We start from the raw sequence: 18192 nt of genomic DNA, 5'->3' as shown, positions 1-18192 counted from the left end.
CATCATGAAAACACTTAAAACAGTTTCTAGTATTGGCATCGTCACCTTGAGTCTTGGACTCGGGGGATGCCAAAAGCAAGACACGGCAGCAACAAATACTTCTGAAAAGCAGGCAACAGATCCGGTTAAAACCCTGTCGATTGGCTATCAAAAGTCGTCTTTAAACCTGTTGGTTGCGCGTGAGCAAAAATTATTTGAGCAACAATTTCCTCAAGCCAAAATTGAATGGAAAGAGTTCCCCGCTGGCCCACAAATGTTAGAAGCCTTGGCCGTCGGTGCAGTTGATTTTGGCTCTGTGGGCAATACCCCACCGATCTTTGCTCAAGCTGCTGACAAAGAACTCAGTTATGTCGGCTATGAACAAGTTCCAGCCAATGCTCAAGCGCTGTTGATTGCTAAAAATAGTACCATTGATTCAATTCAAGACCTAAAAGGTAAGCGGATTGCGGTACAACGCGGCTCAAGCGCACATGAGTTACTGGCGAAAGTCTTACAAAAAGCAGGACTCAGTTGGCAGGACATTCAACCGATTTGGCTGCCCCCTGCGGATGCGCGTGCCGCATTTGATAAACAATCCATCGATGCATGGGCCATTTGGGAGCCCTACCTCAGTGCAGCAGAGCAAGATGCACATGCCAAAGTCTTGATTGATGGCACAGCATTTCCGCAAACCTATTCTTTTTATATTGGTAACCCCAAGTTCATTCAGACCTACCCTGAAGCCACCGCTCAGTTCATTCATGGGCTGAATCAGGCCGATCAATGGGTGCTAAAAAACCAACCGCAAGCACTTTCTGTCTATACCCAAAGTACGGGTTTACAGCCTTCTATTGCTCAACGCGTCATCGACAAACGTCTGAAGCCTTCACCAATTCAAACCCTGACGCCTGAAGTGGTGCAAGCACAACAACAAATTGCGGATTTGTTCCAACAAGTCCAGCTCATTCCGAAACACATTCAAGTTCAAAGTACCGTTTGGGTTGCACCGAGCAAACCTTAAACGACTCTATCTAAGGATTTTTTAAAATGAAAATTTTCTGGTTTATCCCAACTCACGGTGACAGTCGCTACTTAGGTACCAGCAAAGGTGCTCGTCAAGTGGACCATGCATATATGAAACAGATTGCGGTTGCCGTGGATAATTTGGGCTATGAAGGTGTGCTGATTCCAACAGGTCGTTCATGTGAAGACCCATGGTTGACCGCAGCCAGCCTGATTGATGCCACAAAAAAATTAAAATTCCTAGTTGCACTGCGTCCAGGCGTGACCACTCCAGCACTGGCTGCACGGATGGCAGCCACCTTTGACCGTCTCTCCAATGGTCGGGTTTTATTAAACTTGGTGACAGGTGGCGATGAAAAAGAACTGCAAGGCGATGGTGTTTATGAAGACCATTCGACTCGCTATAAAACTGCCAATGAATACGTCAAAATTTGGCGTGAGATTTTAACCCGCTCCCATACAGGTGAAAGCTTTACCTTTCACGGCGAACGTCTAAAGGTAGATGATGCCAAACTGCTGTATCCACCGGTGCAACAACCCTACCCTCCACTTTGGTTTGGCGGCTCATCGGATGATGCCATCGAGTTAGCCACTGATCAGGTCGATACTTATCTGACATGGGGCGAACCCCCTGCTGCTGTTAAAGACAAAATTGACACTGTCCGTGCCAAAGCCGAAGCCAAAGGCCGTACGCTCAACTATGGCATACGTCTGCATGTGATTGTGCGTGAAACCAATGAACAAGCATGGCAAGCGGCGGAAGAGCTCATTCAATATGTCGATGATGCCACCATTGCTGCGGCACAGGCCAAATTTAAGAGCATGGACTCGGTCGGTCAACGTCGCATGGCTGAACTACATAATGGTGACCGCAGCAAACTTGAAGTGTCCCCAAACCTTTGGGTAGGCGTAGGTTTGGTTCGTGGGGGTGCAGGTACGGCATTGGTCGGTGACCCTGAAACGGTTGCAGCCCGTATTCAAGAATATGCCGACTTGGGCATCAGCACTTTTATATTCTCAGGCTATCCACATCTTGAAGAGTCGATTCGTTTTGCCGAATTGGTGTTTCCACTCCTGCCGCTTGAAACTCAAGCAAAGTTGGCTCAGCCAAATTTAACAGGCCCCTTTGGTGAGATTGTGGCAAACAACTACACACCCGATGAAAACAAAAAAGCAAAAGTGATTCAGGAGCCTGCCTAATGTCCAAAATCCTTTCAGTGCAAACCCTCCAGCAGGAAAAGGTTTCACGTGGAACTCAGTTAGGGCAGCTATTGCTGCCTTGGCTCTTTCCTATCGGCTTGATTGTGCTTTGGCAAATTTCCTCCAGCACAGGACTTTTAGAAAGTCGGATTTTACCTGCACCAACGGCGGTGGTTACTGCTTTCTGGCACCTGCTACTGAGTGGTGAACTATGGAAGCATGTGCAAGTTAGTTCAGGCCGTGCCTTACTCGGCCTATTGGTGGGTGGGGGGTTAGGGCTCTTTCTGGGTTTGTTAAATGGTTCATCGAAAACGGCGTCAACCCTACTCGACACCACCCTACAAATGATCCGAAACATTCCTGCACTGGCACTTATTCCGTTGGTGATCTTATGGTTCGGGATTGATGAAACCGCCAAGCTGTTCTTGGTTGCAGTTGGGGTCTTTTTCCCCATTTACATCAACACCTATCACGGCATACGTTCGGTAGATCCACAACTGATTGAAATGGGGAAAAGCTATGGTTTGACCCGTTGGCAATTATACAAAGAAATTATTTTACCAGGTGCGATGCCCTCTATTTTAGTCGGACTACGCTTTTCACTGGGTTTGGTATGGGTCCTGCTGATCGTTGCCGAAACCATTTCAGCCCAAGCCGGCATCGGTTATATGACCATGAATGCACGTGAATTTTTACAGACCGACATCGTCTTGGTGGGGATTTTACTGTATGCCCTACTTGGAAAATTGGCTGATGTACTGGCCGTCACATTAGAAAAATACCTGCTGCGCTGGCATGCAGGATACCAAAAATAAGGAGTTTGAGATGACTGATTTAAGCCTTGGTCGCCATGCCAATATTCCGTCGCTGCCAAATCACAATCAAGACATTAACCCTCAAGCGGTGCTTGGGGCCGAAATTATTATCGAACAACTGCATAAGTTTTATGGTTCAGTTAAAGTCCTTGAAGACTTAGATCTGCATATTCAGCCGGGTGAGTTTTTAGCCATTGTCGGACGCAGTGGTTGTGGTAAAAGTACCCTGCTGCGCCTGATTGCCAACTTAGAACAACAAAGCTACGGCGAAATTAAGTTTAAGTCCGCACGACACCTCCGCGAAGGGATTACCGCAGACGATATACGGGTCATGTTCCAAGATCCACGACTGCTGCCATGGCGCTCCATTGAACAAAACGTACAACTGGGGTTGCCGAAACAACAACATGCCACTGCCTCGGGTTTGCTTGAAAAAGTCGGACTCAAAGAAAAAGCGGGACTTTGGCCTTCACAGCTCTCTGGGGGACAGCGTCAACGGACCGCTTTGGCACGGGCTTTATCGCATAAGCCACGGATTTTATTGCTCGATGAACCTTTGGGAGCACTCGATGCCTTAACCCGCTTAGACATGCAGAATTTGATTGAAAAATTATGGACGGAACAGGGCTTTACCGCCATTTTAGTCACCCATGATGTTAGTGAGGCTGTTCAACTGGCCGATCGGATTATTTTGCTAGACCGTGGCCATATTGCCAAAGAGTTTCAAGTCGACCTGCCCCGCCCTCGTGTCAAAGATATGCAGTTCAATACCCTTGAACAGCAGGTGTTAAATGCGGTTTTAGCCACATAAGTAGACTAAAAAATCCTTAGCTTGGGGGGCTAAGGATTTTTTATGCTGAATTTCAGTAAAAAAAGCAGAAGACTGTCATATGACTTAAGCATACTTTAGTTTAAATAATGTCTCTGTACACGACAAATTTCATAGGACCCTTGTCCTATCAGGCTTTTTCTTTCTTAAAATTGCTAGCACTTTCTTAAATTCTTCTTTTTTTCCAAAACCAATCAAACGTAGAATAGCCATTTGAACATAGTCCAAACCGTAGCGAAATAAACTTACTGAAAGTCGTCCATGCTTCTTTATTTTTATCGCTTTTTTCCGATCATGTTGCCATTCACCTGTTAAATAGCACCAACAGAAACCGATAGCTAGCACTGCTATCAATTTCTTGACTCGTCTAGGGTCTGTTAAACGAGTATTTTCAAGATTGAATCCACGTCCTTTGAGACAACTAAATAACGTTTCGATTTCCCAGCGTAATGCATAATCACGAATAGCAGAAGCATTAAACATAGGAGAAACAACAAGTAAAAGTTCTCCATCTTCTAATCGTAGCGCACTAATATACAGTTTCACTCGACCAACCCAAATACGTCGTTTACGACATTCAGTTTGACCAACTTGAAGATGACGAAATAAATCACTAATTTTATGATTCTTGGCTAAGTGATTGGTCACAATAAAGTTTTTTGGTGGTGTTTTAAAAAGTATGCTGACATTAAATGAAGCCATTATTGATGTAAAAGAAGGTTAAGTCGAAGGCTTTAAAATGGTTTTCAAGCTTTTTGGAGAAATTGCAACTTCTTCTAAAACCACGCCTTATTCGATGCCTTATTTTGCAATTATTACCTTCAATTCCTACAGTAAACAACTTACCAATACTTTGCTTGCAGTTTTTAAAAGCAGTGATGAAACTGTCCCAATGATCACTTGCAATTCGGGTGTAGTGAATACCTAATTGTTTAAGCTTTGTCTTCAACCTTTGGACTGTAGCTAAATCTCTCTTACCCCAAACATAAGCAACAATCTCACCTGTTTTTCGATGGTAGGCGTAAATAAGCCATTGTTTATTATTTTTATTTCCAACAAAAGTCCAGAATTCATCTACTTCGAGAGATTCATAATGACTTTGTTTAGGCTGAATTTGATAGGCCGATTCAGTTAAAGTCCGTAAGACTTTACCGATACTAATGCGCTCAACTTCAGCGATATCTCGTATACCGCTGCCTCTGACCATTAACTGTAATATTTTACGAGTAATGCCAGAATTACATCCTAGATAGCTCAGAGCATGGTCACCAATAAACTGACGTTTGCAGTCTTTGCATTGGTAGTTTTGTTTCCCATCTACTTTGATGCCATTTTTCTTTATACTGTCACTGAGGCAGGTTGGACATTTGATTTCTAGAGTTATTTGCATTTCTCTATTTTATCAAAATTCAACCTGCTTTTTTTTAGCATACTTTTTGATACACCACCAGTTTTTTTAACACGTATACAGAAGTTAATGTCATTTTCAATTAACCATGTAAACCATTTCTCACCGATAAATTCTCTGTCTGCAAACACATTCACAATACGATCTTTACCAAAAATGGAGATAAAGCGTTGAATCAAAGCAATACGCTCTTTTGTATCTGAATTTCCACGTTTATTGAGCAATGTCCAAACAATAGGTATCGCTATTCCACGATAGACGATGGCTAACATCAAGATATTGATATCTCGTTTTCCCCATTTCCAATTAGTTCTATCCAAAGTTAATTGGACTTTATCAAATGAAAATATATTGAAAATTAACTGAGAAATTTGACGATAATCGAAATACTGACCTGCAAAGAAGCGTTGTATACGTCGATAAAATGATTGTGGTAAGCACTTGATGGGTAAGGCTTTAGATGCAGAAGAAAGATTACATGTCTGTTTTACAATTAATGCAAGCATAATCAGTGTAAAACATTTTGCATGTGACTTGTTCCACTTTAGATATTTGTTTAAGATGAGATATAACTCATTGAAATGTGTCATCATATTCGTCTTCAGAAAACAAGTATTATGCCATTATTTCAATGAGTTATCTTTTTTTGTCGTGTACAAAGAAATAATGTAATAAATTTCACGTTATTTTTATCAAAACATGCCACTTCACATTGAATCATTTCATATAGTTTAGACAAAATAGTTTTTATATAATTATATTTTATTGGACAACTTTTAGAATTTATCGCAATTTAAGAGCCAATCTACAGAATAAATGATCATTATTCAAAAAATTAAATTTCCACTTTGTGCACAAATCTGATGATTTGCCGTACAATTTGTCCTTCCCCCTTTTTATTGTTTTTTAAATTAGAGAATGGAACAGAAAAAGAGTACTCAAAAACGCCACCAGCTGCTGAATGCTGCACTAGACGTCTTCTCACTCTATGGATTTAATGGAGCAAGCTTAGATGAAATCGCACAGATTGCTGAAATGCACAAATCGAATATTTTCTATTACTATGAAAATAAAGAAGCTTTGTACGTTGAAGTTTTAACGACGGTTTTACAAAAATGGTTAGCCCCACTACAGATGTTAGAAGCTGACTTAGAGCCGGAAGAAGCGATCACCAACTACTTATTGCAAAAAATTGAGGTTTCTCGGACTCAACCGAAAGCGTCTCGCTTGTTTGCTTTAGAAGTGATCCAAGGAGCGCCGCATATTTTGGAAATCCTCAAAGGGCCTTTAAAGAAGTTGGTCAAACGTAAAGCCAAAGTCATTAGCAATTGGCAAGAGCAAGGTAAAATTTCAACTGAAATAGACCCTGAGCTGTTAATCCTCAACATTTGGGCATTAACACAAAACTATGCTGATTTTGCCACGCAAATGGAAATGGTAACAGGTAAAACCCTACGTAACCGCAGTATGCAACAACGAGTCATTCAACATACCGTGCATATGATGCTGTATGGCGTGATCCCGCGAACACCGTCTGCATTATTCAAAGCTGAGTAATTTTGGCATACGACCATAGCACTCTATGGTCGCCGAATTGAAAAAGACAGAATCAAAGCCTCAGATACTTTCAAATAATGCTAATAATTTCTGAGCTCCCAATAACAAATTGTCTTCCCAGTCCAAATGCGCGGTGTCGTTGGCACCATCTGAAATATATTTGACCGAAATCAGGCGGACACCCTGTTTTTTACAGACCTTTGCCAGCGCATATCCTTCCATATCAACCAAATGACACGGTACTTTGGGCTTACCTGTTTCAAAGCTATCCCCTGTTCCACAAATGCCGGTACGGAGCTGCTGGAAAAACGGTTCTAAGTGAATTTCCGCAGGATGCATGGTGTCAAATGGGGTAAAACCGACAGCGAAACCCAGTGGAGACACATCCATGTCGCGTTGTACAAATTGAGAGACTTCAACCAATTCGTGCTTATCAAAAAACGTACTGCCTGCTGTACCTAAATTAATCAGGGTTTTACAGCCTGTTTTTTGAATCACTTCAAATGCTTTATAAGCCGCGTTGACTTTACCAATACCGCTGTAGTGAACTTCAATCCCTGCTTGCTCAAACAATCCTTTAGACTCATTCGGCAAAGCCATGATTAGTGCAACATCCGACATAAAATACCCAAATAACAGACTTCATGCGTGCCATTAGAAAACAAATCGATCCGAAAGAAAAGCGCCTCTGGTCTCTGCTCAAACAACCTACATAAGATCAGATGGCACTTTAAACTGAAAGGATTTCTGACCTCATTTATACTGCTGTTCTAAATAGGTTTTTAAGCACGGCGAAAAGAACAAATGACCTTGATAAAAACCCTGTGCCGTTTTGGTTGCGACCAAACTCCATAACAACATCAGTATGGTTGCAAAAGCATAGCCAACAGCATACAAGAAAGCCAAGTTGAGTTGTTGGGCTAAGTTTAAGATTGCGAGTGTATACACGCCCAATGGGAAGGTCAGTCCCCACCAACCCAAATTAAACGGTAAGTCCTGTTTGGCATGGTGCAAAGTCGTGAGTACCGCAATCCCCAACCACCACAGCCCAAAACCCAGCAGAATTAAACTGGCCAAAATTCCCGCCTGCTGAAATAACTGACCCAGTTGTGCTAAGCCCAAACTCGCCATCAGCATCGGTGCCTGATGCCCCAGAACCAATAACGCCAAAGCAGCAGTGCCTATCGGTCCCAAAGCCAACCAACTGCTGACCGCCAACTCTTTTTCAGGCAATTTATGTAAAACCAAACGCAACATTAAAATCGTTAAAATTGCAAAGGCGGGTAATACTGAAACACCCCACAACACATAACTACCCAATAAAATCGCAACGGCGTGAGTATCAGCTGCCAAATGCCCCAGTAATAAACCACCACTGCTGGCTGCAACTTCACAGGCCACGATCGGCAATAACCACACCGCGGTCATCTGCTGTAAAGCATGCTCCTGATGTCGATACATGGCAAAAGGAACTGCCCACGCCACCAAGAGCGCCAAGACCACATCGACATACCAGAGCATTTGCGCAATCTGTACAGCTGTGTCGCCATAAATAGGCTGACCATACTTTAAAAAGCCATTGAGGATGGTGGCCAGCGCCATCGGAATCGTCCCTAAAAATAGGCTCATGCTTGGATGTTGAAAAATCTGTTTGGCTTCGTGCGAATAAAATGCCCAACGTAAGCCATATAACACACTAAAAAGTACGAACAATAAAATATTGAAATACCACAGCCCTGTGCCGAGTTGCCATGTGAGTGCCTTTAACATCGGAAACTCTGATACAATTAACGCCACAACACCTGTTCCCATACTGACAGTGAACCAGTTGGGGGTGAATTGACGAATGATATTGTGGCGCTGTCCAAGTTGTGTAAATGGTTTTTGCATGAGTTCGGCCTCATTTAAAATCTACATTTATACTAATCAAATCTATAAATAAGAAAAATTGATTAATTTATATTAAATAAATAAGTAAAATTGATATAAGTATACTTTGCACTAAATTTTTCGTTGTCAAAAAACAACCACAAGACGAATGCCCAAGAATATGGCAATATATAAGCCGTTCTTAATTCCAAGCACTTGATTTGCCCATGAAGCTGCTCCGTCTAAATGCTTTGCCTTCACATACCCAATTAGAAAAAACCGCTGTCACCATCGGTAATTTTGACGGGGTGCATTTGGGTCATCAAGCCATGATTCATCAGCTCAAAGCCGTTGCAAAACAACAAAATCTAAAAACTGTGGTGATGATTTTTGAGCCTCAACCACTTGAATTCTTTAAAGGTTATGATGCTCCACCGCGTATTTCATCATTGCGTGAAAAAGTCGAATATTTAACTGAGCTGGGTGTGGACTATATTGCGGTCGCGAAATTTGACAACAGCTTCCGCAGTTTAAGTGCAGAACAATTTGCCGATATTTTAAAAGAAAAACTCAATGCCCAAAGTTTAGTTTTAGGCGATGACTTTCACTTTGGTAAAAACCGCCAAGGCAACAGCGAATTTCTAGAAAACTATGGTTTTCAAGTCCACAATCTAGAAACCATCCTCTCAGAAGGTGAACGCGTCAGTTCAACTCGGATTCGCCAAACACTGGCCGCAGGGGACTTGGCGCTGGCTGCTCAGTTATTAGGGCGCCCTTATAGCATTACGGGTCGCGTACAATATGGCGACCAAATTGGCCGAACCCTTGATTTTCCAACCATTAACGTACGTTTAAACCGTCATAAACCCTGTTTAAACGGCATTTATGGTGTAGATGTGATATGTGAAACCACGTCTTTACGCGACAAAGTGAAAGCAGACCACCCTGATCGATTAGGAGTTGCAGGATATGACCATTCAGCGCTTTTTGGTGCGGGTCATGTCGGAACACGTCCAGCCATTCAACAAGCACAGCCAGAATGGCGATTAGAAGTACATTTCCCTGATGTTTCTGCTAATCTGTATGGCTTGTTAATGCGGGTCACTTTCTTAAACTATTTACATGGTGAAAAGAACTACCCTTCGCTGGAAGCACTCAAAGCGGGAATTGATGATGATGTGGTGAAACTGCTTGAGTTCCGCCAAAACACCCCCACATTTCCCTTTTAAATACCAATCAATTTTATGTAAAACGCGTCAGCCGAGCCGCTGATTAAATTGGAAGACATCTTGCATGAGCGATAAGCAAACTACTGAAAATGCAGTGGATTATAAAGCCACACTCAACCTCCCAGGTACCGAATTTGCCATGAAAGCAAACCTTGCGGTACGTGAAGCAAAATGGTTAGAAGAGTGGTATGCCGACAACATTTATCAGCAGATTCGTGCGTCGCGTATTGGCAAGAAAAAATATGTCCTGCATGACGGCCCTCCGTATGCAAATGGCCAAATTCACTTAGGTCATGCGGTCAATAAAGTTTTAAAAGATATCATTATTAAAAGTCGTATTCTCGACGGCTTCGATGCCCCTTATGTACCGGGTTGGGATTGTCACGGCCTTCCGATTGAACTGAAAGTAGAAGAGAAAGTCGGTAAAGTGGGTGTGAAGGTGGATGCTTCTACTTTCCGTAAAGCCTGCCGTGAATATGCTTACACCCAAGTTGAACTGCAAAAGAAAGACTTTGTGCGTATGGGCGTGTTTGGTGACTGGGACAATCCTTACCTGACCATGAACTTTAAGCAGGAAGCAGACATTGTGCGCTCTGTTGGCGCAATTGCGAAAGCAGGCCATATCGAACCAGGTCTTAAACCTGTGAACTGGTGTTTAGACTGTGGTTCAGCTTTGGCTGAAGCTGAAGTGGAATATGAAGATAAAAAATCTGACGCGATTGACGTTGGCTTTACGGTTGTCGACTTAAAAGACTTAAGCGCACGTTTAAATCTCAACGTAGACGCTGCAACAGATATCGTAATTTGGACCACCACGCCTTGGACTTTGCCTGCAAACCAAGCGGTTGCCGTCCATGCTGAAATTGAATATCAACTTGTTCAAGTCAGCACCGACCGTGGCGTGCAAAACTTTATTTTAGCTAAAGACTTGGTTGAATCAGCAATTGAGCGTTATAAGCTTGAAAAACCTGTGGTTCTCGCTGATTTTAACGGCTCAGTAATCGAAAACCTATTATTACAACACCCGTTACTGACCGATCGCCAAGTGCCTGTGATTTTGGGTGAACATGTCATTGCAACCAGCGGTACAGGGGCTGTACATACGGCACCTGGCCATGGTGTAGACGACTACAAAGTTGGCTTACAGTACAACTTAAAAGTTGAAAACCCAGTGGGTGGTAATGGTGTGTATTTACCAACTTCACCGATTTTTGCAGGCGAGCACATCTACAAAGCCAATCCAAAAATCATTGAAGCTTTGGGTGCCGTCGGTCGCTTATGGGCACATCAACCAATCAAACACAGCTACCCACACTGCTGGCGCCATAAAACACCGATTATCTTCCGTGCGACCCCACAGTGGTTTATCAGCATGGATGCACAAGGCTTGCGTCAAAATGCGTTAAATGCGATTGAAAACGAGATCAGTTTTGTGCCTGATTGGGGTAAAAATCGTATTCAAGCCATGATCGAAGGTCGTCCAGACTGGTGTATTTCGCGTCAACGTACTTGGGGTGTGCCAATCCCATTCTTCGTACATAAAGACACCAACGAACTCCATCCGCGCACAGCCGAGTTGATCGAAGAAGTCGCGAAATTGATCGAACAAGAAGGGATTGACGCTTGGTATAACCGTGAAGCGAAAGACTTTATTGGTGATGAAGCGGAACAGTACAACTGTGTTCGTGACACTTTAGACGTGTGGTTCGACTCAGGCACAACGCACTATGCTGTGCTACGTGAACGCGAAGAACTCACCGATCCTGCTGATTTATACCTTGAAGGTTCAGACCAACACCGTGGTTGGTTCCAGTCTTCATTGCTCACCTCGATTGCGATCAATGAACGTGCGCCATACAAAGGCTTACTGACCCATGGCTTCGTGGTGGATGAAAAAGGCCGTAAGATGTCAAAATCTTTGGGCAACATCATCACCCCACAAGACATCATTAAAGATATGGGTGCAGACGGCTTACGTTTCTGGATTGCATCGGCCGATTACCGTTATGAAATGACCGCAGGTAAAGAAATTTTTAACCGTGCATCAGATGGTTACCGTCGTATTCGTAATACTTTGCGTTTCTTGTTAGCGAACTTAAATGGTTTCAAACCATCGACGGATGCACTGCCTGTAGATCAATTGATCGCACTTGATCAATACATCTTGCAACGTGCAGCGGACGTACAGAAAACCATTCAGCAAGCCTATGAAGATATGAACTTCCATATCGTGGCAAATGCACTGACCAACTTCTGTATCAATGACTTGGGTGGTTTCTACCTCGACATCATCAAAGACCGTCAGTACACCACCAAAGCCGATTCACAAGCGCGCCATTCAGCTCAAACTGCGCTGTATCATTTGGTGCAAGCCTTTGTACGTTGGATGTCACCAATCTTAAGCTTTACCGCTCAAGAAGCATGGCCACTGATTCCAGAACAAACTGAGAAATATGTGTTCACTGCGGAATGGTATGACATTCCTGTGGCTTCAAAAGCAAACTTGTTGTCTGAAGCCGATTGGCAAACCTTGATTGCCGTGAAGTCTGCGGTGAACAAGTTCATCGAAACTGCGCGTACCGCGAAAATCGTAGGTTCAAATCTCTCTGCCAAAGTTGAACTGTGGGCAGATGCAGAACTCAAAGACGTACTGGATCGTCTAGATGATGAACTTCGCTTTGTTATGATCACTTCACAAGTCTTGGTTAATGCATTCGATGCAACTCAAGGTGAAGCCTCTGATCTGGCAGGTCTGAATGTTCAAGTCTCAGCGGCTGATGGTGAAAAATGTGTACGCTGCTGGCATGTTCTGCCAGATGTGAATACACATGTTACACATCCAGGTCTATGTGGTCGTTGTATTATCAACCTTCCTACAGGCCAAGGTGAAGAGAGAAAGTATGCCTAACCCACAACATAAAAAGGGCTTATTCCAATTCTATCCGCACAATTTAGTGTGGGTAGGTTTGGCTATTCTAGCGATTGTCTTAGATCAATGGACCAAATGGATTGCCAGTACCCATCTGAATTATGCAGATCCAGTACCAGTCCTGCCCTTTTTAAATTGGACTTTATTGCATAACTATGGCGCAGCCTTTAGTTTCTTGTCCGATGCAGGCGGCTGGCAACGTTATTTCTTTACCTCTCTTGCAGGTATTGTGTCTGTCATTTTTCTGTTTTGGCTGATGCGTATGCCTAAAACTGTGAAAGTGTTGCCCATCGCGATTGCCCTTATTTTAGGTGGTGCTATAGGGAATTTAATTGACCGTGTAACATTAGGCTACGTGGTTGATTTTATTCATGTGTACTATCAAAACAGCCACTTCCCTGCGTTTAATATTGCAGATAGTGCGATTACGCTAGGAACGATCCTTTTGTTGATCGATACCTTTTTTCTCGAAAAAAACCGTATCCAACGTGCCGAAGTAAACCATGACTGATTTTATTAATCCCAATGAAGAAACTCGCGTAAGCGAAGGTTCAAAAGTAGAGTTACATTTTTCTGTTTGCATTGAAAATGGCGTAGAAATTGATAACACACGTAGCCGCGAAGAGCCTGTGAGCTTGGTGATGGGGGATGGCAGCTTACTCCCTGGTTTTGAAAAAGCACTGTTCGGTTTACGTGCTGGCGACCGTCGTACGGTGAGCCTACCACCAGAAGATGCTTTTGGCCCTTGGAATCCTGAAAACGTACAACAGTTTGATACGGTTAAATTTGAACAGCGTCCTATTGAAGGGCACATGATTGAATTTGAGGACAAAGCCAAACAAAGTCTTTATGGTGTGGTTAAAACTGTAGGTGATAACATCACCGAAGTCGACTTTAACCATCCATTGGCAGGTAAAGATATTACCTTTGAAGTTGAAATCTTCAAAGTGACGCCTGCAGGCCAACAAGGCATTAAAATTATGTAAAGCCACAGATCGACTGTCTGTGTGTTAGCCAAAGCTCCTTCGGGGGCTTTTTTAATGCCTCAAACATTTGTCGATCAGATACACATTCAATCTATGCAAAGCCTATTTTTCATACTACCGTAGCGTAATCACATTTATTTCCCAAGGATTTTTCATGAAAATTCAGGTCATTATAGGTAGTGTTCGCGAAGGTCGGACTGCTATTAAAGTTGCGCGATGGGTGCAAAAAGGCTTTGAACAACTTGGACTCAGTACGGTCCAACTCAAATTGGTCGACTTAAAAGAGTGGGATTTGCCAATTTTTTCAGGTGCAAATCCCCCTATGACGGGGATTTATGATCAACCCAAACAACAAGCATGGGCCGACCACATTGCCCAAGGTGATGCCTTTATTTTCATTAGCCCTGAATACAATCATGGTTATAGCCCTGCACTTAAAAATGCTTTGGATTACTTAGGCAAAGAATGGCAAGGGAAACCTGCAGCCTATATCAGTTATGGTGGTACCAATGGCTCACGTTCCATCGACCAAATTCGCCAAGTCGGTACTCAACTCGGCCTGGTCGATACCAATGCGGTGATTGAAATTCGAGATATTTTTTCACGCAATAAAACCGAAGATTTTGAACCGAATCCTTTTGATGAGAAGAATCTAAAAGCAGCGATTGATAAACTTATTAAATATGTCAGCGCATAAGCATGAGATTCTTCTGTACGCTATTGCTTACAGTAACTTAAGTATTTGTCGGCTTTCCAATAAAAAGCATCGACGCTATAGTTAAATCATACAGAGACAGGATGTCTCAGATGAAAAACAAAAATAACAACATATCTAGCAGGATGCTGATCGGTAGGACAGGAGTTATACCGTTTGAAAGAATTTAAAAAAGCCCTCGACAGGATGTCGGGGGCTTTTTAATTGTATTGATTTTTAGCTCAATATTTATCTAAAAGCCCAAATCTAGATCAGATATTAACTAACCTCTTATATGCTTCAATACTTTAGAAGAAGCTCGTGAATACAAATTAAAATTGGTCTGACTGGATGTCTTTCTCAACTTAAATATTAAAAAAATAATGATATAAAACAAATACATAAAAACATAGGAAATTTAAAAAACATCACTTCCATCCATCGTACATATTTAAGCGCTAATCCATAAAATATTAAGACTGTCACCGTTTGTCAGTATGTTCTTCTGCACAACGAAATATTACATCTGCTGCTCGAACTACACTTTATACTCTCACCTACTGAACATTTGCTGCTTCAGCCAAAATACGTCAGTCCAATACAATAAATTAGAAAAACAAAAATAGAGAACATTCACATGCAACTAAACACCACACTTTTAAATGATTATTGCAAAATTTATGTCGCTGATCCCGAATATACAGATGTAGATGCTCTAACCGCTTACGTTAGAGTCCATCGCACAGAACTGATGCAAGAGTTGCATCAGTACGGCATCTTATTATTTCGCGGCTTTAAATTACAACGTCACTATGAATTTCATGAGTTGATCAAACATCATTTTCAGCTTGAACCTTGGCATACATTTACGCCTAAAAAATCAGGTTGGTTTGCCTCTTTCATTCGTAAATATAGCGAAAATCGTGCAGGTGATGATAGACCTTACCTCAACCACAATACAGTGCAATTAGGCTCTGTTGAAAACTCAATTCAAGGTCCACATGTCGAAGGTGGCCTATACTCGACTCGCTCGCGTTATATTGCCTTGTTTTGCCAAGAACCCGCGGACCACTTGCTTGAAACTGGGTTTAATAACCTCGAAAAAATTTGGGCACATTTTCCAGTCAGCTCACAACAAAAATACTTAGGCGCATGGAACCATTTTTCTTATATTTCAACACGTAAGCTTAATCTATTTGATCGATTGACCTTCAATAAAAGCTCATTTAGTTTCCAGAAAAAATCAAATAAAGAAAGCAAACTTACCTTAAAACGCTCACCGTTCGTTGTCATACACCCAAACACGCAAAAGTTGATAATCCAGCTGTGGGCTTTTGCAAACAATACCAATTCTTTTGCCCACCAAGCTGCACAAAAAAGCTTTAAGCATCGAGGAAAGCTTCTACCAGACCCTACGGCTCATTGCATGCAACTGTCATGGGAACTTTTCACCCATGAAGGTGAAAAAATTGAATGGACCGATCAGGAAAAACAGCACTTCTTTGAAGCCTTATATCACGATGCACTCTTGCTCCAGTGGCAAAAAGGGGATGTCGCCTTGATCGATAATATTAAAATTGCCCATTGGCGGATGAATGGCAAACAAGGGCAACGAAAACTGATACAGATCCAAGCGAATGTCTTCAATGCCGATCGACATGCTGCGCTTTAAGACCATCTTTCTTAGCAACGCTCTGTTTGGGTGATTAATGTGAAAGCAGCTGAATTAAATCTGCATGTTTCCCATCCTCAATCACCCAAATACTGCCATCTTTCGCTTGTTGTACACCACGGATACGTTCTTTCATATCTATCCGTTGGAGTTCTTTTACTGGCTGTACTGTGGTGTCTACAATAATTAATGCTTCAGATGAAAGCCCACCAATGATGGCTTTATTCTGCCACTTTGGAAACATCGGTCCCGTATAAAAAATCAAACTCGATGGAGAAATCACAGGGGTCCAGTCTAATTTCGGTGCTTCAAACTCAGGTCGTGTGGCATGGTCAGGGATATTCACACCACTATAATGATCACCATTCGAAACAATTGGATAACCATAGTTTTTAGACTTTTGAATTAAATTGAGCTCATCCCCACCCTTGGGGCCCATTTCAACCACCCAAAGTTGTTTTTTTAAATCCAAAGCCATTCCTAAAGGATTACGATGCCCCAAACTCCATATTTGTTTTGCGATATCCCCCTGCGTCTGAAATGGATTATCTAAGGCAAGCGAACCGTCATCATTCAAACGAATCATTTTCCCAAGGTTCGATGTCAAATCTTGTGCAGGATCAAACTTTTGCCGTTCTCCTGAACTAATCCATAATTTTCCTGCGCCATCAAATAACATCCTATGTGCATAATGTCCTTGCCCCCGCACCTTAGGTACTTGTTTCCATATCGTTTTAAGGTTATCTAATTGTGGCTGTGCCAGATCTAAATTCAAATTAGCACGAATCACAACCGAACCATAACCATCTTGCCCTGCTTCTGCATAACTGAGATAAATTTGATGGTTTTGTGCAAACTGAGGATGTAAAGCAATATCGCCTAACCCACCCTGGCCACCATAAGCCACTTTAGGTATATTCCTAACGAGAGTCTTTGTCTGATCTATAGGATTAAATAAAATCAACTGCCCAGATCTTTCTGTAATTAATAATCGCCCATCGGGCAATACCGCTAATGCCCATGGCTCATTAAATTCAGCAATACGTTTGAGGTGTATAGATGTACCTAAAGAAGTGGAACTGTCCTGTTTGTCTTGTTTATCCTGTGCTGCTGATTCCGTCTGACTTTCGGCATGACATGCCATTAAGCCCAAAAATGTACTCACTGTAATCAACAAACAAAAAGCTTTTTTGCTCAGCATCTCCTTCCCCATTAAATGCATGATCACCATTCATTGTAGAGAAATCATAAGTACAACGTTATCCACTTTAGTAACAAGATGAATCTGTGTAAGTCAAAGCTTACAAATACTGAGGAAAGCGACCACTAGCCTTAAAACAGTTTACGACATATATTAAACAAATGAGGAAACAGGACGTTTCCCAAACTTAAAACAACAATAATCAGTTTGAGCATCAGGATGTGAGATATGACAGGAGTTATATCTAAGCACTGAAATACAAAGAAACCTCGACAGGATGTCGGGGTTTCTTTTTATTGAACACATTAGAACCTGTTTTGACATATTTTGTATAATCACGAGTTAAATATAGTCATTCTTTTGTCCAATGAATATTGATGGAATAGCTATTCAAATTGCTCAAAATATATTCGCAGACTTAGTTATGATCTCTTTTAGTGAGTGATAAATAATCAAATTTAAGTGTAAACCGAAGCCTATTAAATTTTAAAAACCATTTTTTAGCCAATCCTTTATTATCTAACATTATTTAGCCTTTCATGCATAAAAAAATCCCCCTCAGCCTTAAGCGGAGGGGGATTTGAATTAATGAGCTGGCGATGACTTACTCTCACATGGATAACTCCACACTACCATCAGCGCTAAGAGGTTTCACTTCTGAGTTCGGGAAGGGATCAGGTGGTTCACTCTTGCTATTGTCGCCAGCACAACTGTTATGGACTTGTTCGGGTCTTATTTCAACTGTACTTACAGTCTATGCCTTACTTCGTTCCAAATAGAATACATTAACAGGTATATCTG

General features: G+C 42.1%; 15 protein-coding genes, 1 rRNA gene and 2 pseudogenes. 11 read left to right on the top strand and 7 right to left on the bottom strand.

The window, feature by feature from the left end:
* Positions 1-4 precede the first annotated feature (4 nt).
* The 4 genes from AC4CUX_RS07165 to AC4CUX_RS07150 are packed head-to-tail and all read left to right on the top strand — an operon-like array spanning position 5 to position 3828.
* Entirely contained in the window at positions 5-1000 is a 996-nt protein-coding gene (locus AC4CUX_RS07165) for an aliphatic sulfonate ABC transporter substrate-binding protein (protein WP_419381215.1), read from the top strand.
* A 26-nt stretch (positions 1001-1026) separates the two neighbouring features.
* On the top strand, positions 1027-2202 hold the full coding sequence (gene ssuD / locus AC4CUX_RS07160) for an FMNH2-dependent alkanesulfonate monooxygenase (protein ID WP_419381216.1): 1176 nt from the start codon (positions 1027-1029) through the stop codon (positions 2200-2202).
* Complete coding sequence (gene ssuC, locus AC4CUX_RS07155) at positions 2202-3017, top strand: aliphatic sulfonate ABC transporter permease SsuC (RefSeq protein WP_419381217.1); 816 nt, start codon at positions 2202-2204, stop codon at positions 3015-3017. The genes ssuD and ssuC overlap by 1 nt, the downstream gene beginning before the upstream one ends.
* 10 nt (positions 3018-3027) lie before the next feature.
* Positions 3028-3828, top strand: a complete 801-nt coding sequence (locus tag AC4CUX_RS07150) for an ABC transporter ATP-binding protein (protein ID WP_259234094.1) — start codon at positions 3028-3030, stop codon at positions 3826-3828.
* Between the two features lie 129 nt (positions 3829-3957).
* Here the strand turns inward: AC4CUX_RS07150 and AC4CUX_RS07145 are convergent.
* The 3 genes and pseudogenes from AC4CUX_RS07145 to AC4CUX_RS07135 form a co-directional block, all read right to left on the bottom strand.
* Positions 3958-4506, bottom strand: a pseudogene (locus tag AC4CUX_RS07145) (IS4-like element ISAba33 family transposase); the annotation flags it as partial.
* A 28-nt stretch (positions 4507-4534) separates the two neighbouring features.
* Positions 4535-5236 (bottom strand): IS1 family transposase, encoded by a 702-nt coding sequence (locus AC4CUX_RS07140; protein ID WP_490792262.1) that lies wholly within the window; start codon positions 5234-5236, stop codon positions 4535-4537.
* Positions 5237-5253: 17 nt separating this feature from the next.
* Positions 5254-5844: pseudogene (locus AC4CUX_RS07135) on the bottom strand (IS4 family transposase); the annotation flags it as partial.
* A gap of 328 nt (positions 5845-6172) precedes the next feature.
* Here AC4CUX_RS07135 and AC4CUX_RS07130 point away from each other — a divergent pair.
* Positions 6173-6811 carry a TetR/AcrR family transcriptional regulator gene (locus tag AC4CUX_RS07130; RefSeq protein WP_058868590.1) on the top strand — a complete coding sequence of 213 codons (639 nt, stop codon included), beginning with the start codon at positions 6173-6175 and terminating at the stop codon, positions 6809-6811.
* 60 nt (positions 6812-6871) lie between these two features.
* Here the strand turns inward: AC4CUX_RS07130 and AC4CUX_RS07125 are convergent, their stop codons facing one another.
* Complete coding sequence (locus AC4CUX_RS07125) at positions 6872-7432, bottom strand: phosphorylase family protein (protein WP_058868589.1); 561 nt, start codon at positions 7430-7432, stop codon at positions 6872-6874.
* Between the two features lie 132 nt (positions 7433-7564).
* Positions 7565-8701 carry a TDT family transporter gene (locus AC4CUX_RS07120; RefSeq protein ID WP_490792261.1) on the bottom strand — a complete coding sequence of 379 codons (1137 nt, stop codon included), beginning with the start codon at positions 8699-8701 and terminating at the stop codon, positions 7565-7567.
* Between the two features lie 206 nt (positions 8702-8907).
* On the opposite strand from AC4CUX_RS07120, the gene ribF reads away from it, so the two are divergent.
* The 6 genes from ribF (at position 8908) to AC4CUX_RS07090 (ending at position 16190) form a co-directional block, all read left to right on the top strand.
* Positions 8908-9909, top strand: coding sequence for a bifunctional riboflavin kinase/FAD synthetase (gene ribF, locus AC4CUX_RS07115; RefSeq protein WP_336957172.1), 1002 nt, complete (start codon positions 8908-8910; stop codon positions 9907-9909).
* A gap of 64 nt (positions 9910-9973) precedes the next feature.
* On the top strand, positions 9974-12817 hold the full coding sequence (gene ileS, locus AC4CUX_RS07110; RefSeq protein ID WP_490792260.1) for an isoleucine--tRNA ligase: 2844 nt from the start codon (positions 9974-9976) through the stop codon (positions 12815-12817).
* Positions 12810-13349, top strand: a complete 540-nt coding sequence (gene lspA / locus AC4CUX_RS07105) for a signal peptidase II (RefSeq protein WP_010325539.1) — start codon at positions 12810-12812, stop codon at positions 13347-13349. Before ileS ends, lspA begins: the two co-directional genes overlap by 8 nt.
* A complete protein-coding gene (locus AC4CUX_RS07100; protein WP_078390019.1) occupies positions 13342-13824 on the top strand; it encodes an FKBP-type peptidyl-prolyl cis-trans isomerase in 483 nt (160 codons plus the stop codon). The genes lspA and AC4CUX_RS07100 overlap by 8 nt, the downstream gene beginning before the upstream one ends.
* 154 nt (positions 13825-13978) lie before the next feature.
* Positions 13979-14521 (top strand): NADPH-dependent FMN reductase, encoded by a 543-nt coding sequence (locus AC4CUX_RS07095; RefSeq protein WP_308469594.1) that lies wholly within the window; start codon positions 13979-13981, stop codon positions 14519-14521.
* A gap of 634 nt (positions 14522-15155) precedes the next feature.
* Positions 15156-16190: a TauD/TfdA family dioxygenase gene (locus AC4CUX_RS07090; protein WP_490792259.1), complete on the top strand. Its 1035-nt coding sequence runs from the start codon at positions 15156-15158 to the stop codon at positions 16188-16190.
* Positions 16191-16224: 34 nt separating this feature from the next.
* Here AC4CUX_RS07090 and AC4CUX_RS07085 read toward each other — a convergent pair whose 3' ends face one another.
* Positions 16225-17391: a PQQ-dependent sugar dehydrogenase gene (locus tag AC4CUX_RS07085; RefSeq protein WP_279744334.1), complete on the bottom strand. Its 1167-nt coding sequence runs from the start codon at positions 17389-17391 to the stop codon at positions 16225-16227.
* 591 nt (positions 17392-17982) lie between these two features.
* A 5S ribosomal RNA gene (gene rrf / locus AC4CUX_RS07080) occupies positions 17983-18097 on the bottom strand.
* Positions 18098-18192 lie beyond the last annotated feature (95 nt).

The sequence above is a fragment of the Acinetobacter sp. 231_lipA genome (assembly GCF_058243005.1).
This window is presented reverse-complemented; position numbering and strand designations above follow the sequence as displayed.

What these genes read in the sequence shown, in the direction of transcription:
- ssuD (WP_419381216.1), top strand. Translation starts at nt 1,027, where the DNA reads ATGAAAATTTTCTGGTTTATCCCAACTCACGGTGACAGTCGCTACTTA.
- AC4CUX_RS07090 (WP_490792259.1), top strand. Translation starts at nt 15,156, where the DNA reads ATGCAACTAAACACCACACTTTTAAATGATTATTGCAAAATTTATGTC.
- ssuC (WP_419381217.1), top strand. Translation starts at nt 2,202, where the DNA reads ATGTCCAAAATCCTTTCAGTGCAAACCCTCCAGCAGGAAAAGGTTTCA.
- AC4CUX_RS07150 (WP_259234094.1), top strand. Translation starts at nt 3,028, where the DNA reads ATGACTGATTTAAGCCTTGGTCGCCATGCCAATATTCCGTCGCTGCCA.
- AC4CUX_RS07165 (WP_419381215.1), top strand. Translation starts at nt 5, where the DNA reads ATGAAAACACTTAAAACAGTTTCTAGTATTGGCATCGTCACCTTGAGT.
- ribF (WP_336957172.1), top strand. Translation starts at nt 8,908, where the DNA reads ATGAAGCTGCTCCGTCTAAATGCTTTGCCTTCACATACCCAATTAGAA.
- AC4CUX_RS07130 (WP_058868590.1), top strand. Translation starts at nt 6,173, where the DNA reads ATGGAACAGAAAAAGAGTACTCAAAAACGCCACCAGCTGCTGAATGCT.
- AC4CUX_RS07125 (WP_058868589.1), bottom strand. Translation starts at nt 7,432, where the DNA reads ATGTCGGATGTTGCACTAATCATGGCTTTGCCGAATGAGTCTAAAGGA.
- ileS (WP_490792260.1), top strand. Translation starts at nt 9,974, where the DNA reads ATGAGCGATAAGCAAACTACTGAAAATGCAGTGGATTATAAAGCCACA.
- lspA (WP_010325539.1), top strand. Translation starts at nt 12,810, where the DNA reads ATGCCTAACCCACAACATAAAAAGGGCTTATTCCAATTCTATCCGCAC.
- AC4CUX_RS07100 (WP_078390019.1), top strand. Translation starts at nt 13,342, where the DNA reads ATGACTGATTTTATTAATCCCAATGAAGAAACTCGCGTAAGCGAAGGT.
- AC4CUX_RS07140 (WP_490792262.1), bottom strand. Translation starts at nt 5,236, where the DNA reads ATGCAAATAACTCTAGAAATCAAATGTCCAACCTGCCTCAGTGACAGT.
- AC4CUX_RS07095 (WP_308469594.1), top strand. Translation starts at nt 13,979, where the DNA reads ATGAAAATTCAGGTCATTATAGGTAGTGTTCGCGAAGGTCGGACTGCT.
- AC4CUX_RS07120 (WP_490792261.1), bottom strand. Translation starts at nt 8,701, where the DNA reads ATGCAAAAACCATTTACACAACTTGGACAGCGCCACAATATCATTCGT.
- AC4CUX_RS07085 (WP_279744334.1), bottom strand. Translation starts at nt 17,391, where the DNA reads ATGCTGAGCAAAAAAGCTTTTTGTTTGTTGATTACAGTGAGTACATTT.